Annotated in this window: 2 protein-coding genes; one reads left to right on the top strand and one right to left on the bottom strand. The window is 75.5% G+C overall.

Annotated features, from left to right (window positions below):
• The coding region (locus tag ACFV4N_RS43750) for a LysR family transcriptional regulator (RefSeq protein ID WP_499678604.1) at window positions 1-307 on the bottom strand (307 nt) is incomplete at its 3' end.
• A gap of 126 nt (window positions 308-433) precedes the next feature.
• Between ACFV4N_RS43750 and ACFV4N_RS43755 the strand changes: the two genes are divergently transcribed.
• The coding region (locus ACFV4N_RS43755; RefSeq protein ID WP_499678605.1) for an amidohydrolase family protein at window positions 434-1,398 on the top strand (965 nt) is incomplete at its 3' end.

Raw genomic sequence — 1,398 nt, forward strand, 5'->3', positions numbered from 1 at the left:
GGCTGAAGACGATGCCGCTGCCGATGCGCAGCACACCGGCGTCGCCGGCGGCGATGTCGGCCGCCGCGGCGGCCGCGCGGTCGATGCCGCGCAGCGCGCGACGCGCGTGGACGAGGAACGCCTGGCCGTCCGGGGTGAGCCGGGCCCGGCGGTGCGACCGGTCGAACAGGGTCAGCCCGAGTTCGCGCTCCAGCCGCGCGACCTGCTTGCTCACCGCGGGTTGAACTATGTTCAAGGACTCTGCGGCCCGGCCGAAGTGCTCGTGCTCGGCAACGGCGACGAAGTAGCGCAACTGCCGGACCTCCACCGCCCCGCCCTCCCCGATCGATTCCTCTCGGGAATTGTTCCACGGCGGGTTCGGTGGTTGATCCGCCCTGGTCGGACCGGCTGGAGTGGCGGGCGGAGGAATACCGGCGGGGAGAGGGGTGGCGTGGTGGGACCGACGCACGGGTCGGAGCGGGAGGACCGCGTGGCCGCGGCGACGACGATCGTGAACGCGAAGGTGTTCGACGGGACGAGGTCGCGGGACTGGACCTCGGTCCGGTTCGCCGACGGGCTGATCACCGAGTGCTCCGCGATCTCGGCCGCCCGCGACGGCGACGAGGTGGTCGACGCGGCGGGCGGGACCGTGCTCCCCGGCCTGGTCGACGCGCACGTGCACCTCGTCCCCGGCGCCCTCGCGCGGTCGCTGGCCTCCGGCGTCACCACCGTCCTCGACATGTTCAGCACACCCGACGTGGCGGCCAGGGCGAAGGAACAGGCCGACTCCCGCCCGGACGTGGCCGACGTGCGCTCCGCCGGCATCGGCGCCACCGCGCCCGGCGGGCACCCGTCGCTGGTGTACGCCCCGTTCCCGACGCTGACCTCCGCCGACCAGGCAGAGCGGTTCGTCGCGGAGCGGATCGCGGAGGGCTCGGACTACCTGAAGGTCGTCTCCGGCGCCGGGGGCCGGTGGCCGTCACTGGACTCCGGGACCGTCGAGGCGCTGGTCACGGCCGCGCACGCCCGGGGCCTGGTCGTCGTCGCCCACGTCAGCTCGACGGCCGGCGTCGAGCAGGTCGTGTCCGCCGGCGTCGACGTGGTGGCCCACGTCCCCGTGGACGCCGAGCTGGACGAGGCGCTGATCGACCGCATGGCAGAGGCCGGGATCGCGGTCGGCCCGACGCTGGCCACCCTCGAGAACACCTTCGGTGGACCGGGTGGCGCGGCGGTGGCCGGGGACCCCCGGCTCGCCGGGGCGCTCGGGGCACGCCGGTCGGCCCCGGGCGCCTCGGGGTGGCGCGGCCGGGAGTTGCCGCACTACTCGCGGGCCGAGGGCACCGTGCGGCGACTGGCCGCCGCCGGGATCACCCTGCTCGCGGGCACCGACGCCCCGAACCCGGGCACCGCGTTCGGGGC

It is taken from the genome of Actinosynnema sp. NPDC059797 (genome assembly GCF_042732085.1).
Taxonomy (GTDB): domain Bacteria; phylum Actinomycetota; class Actinomycetes; order Mycobacteriales; family Pseudonocardiaceae; genus Actinosynnema.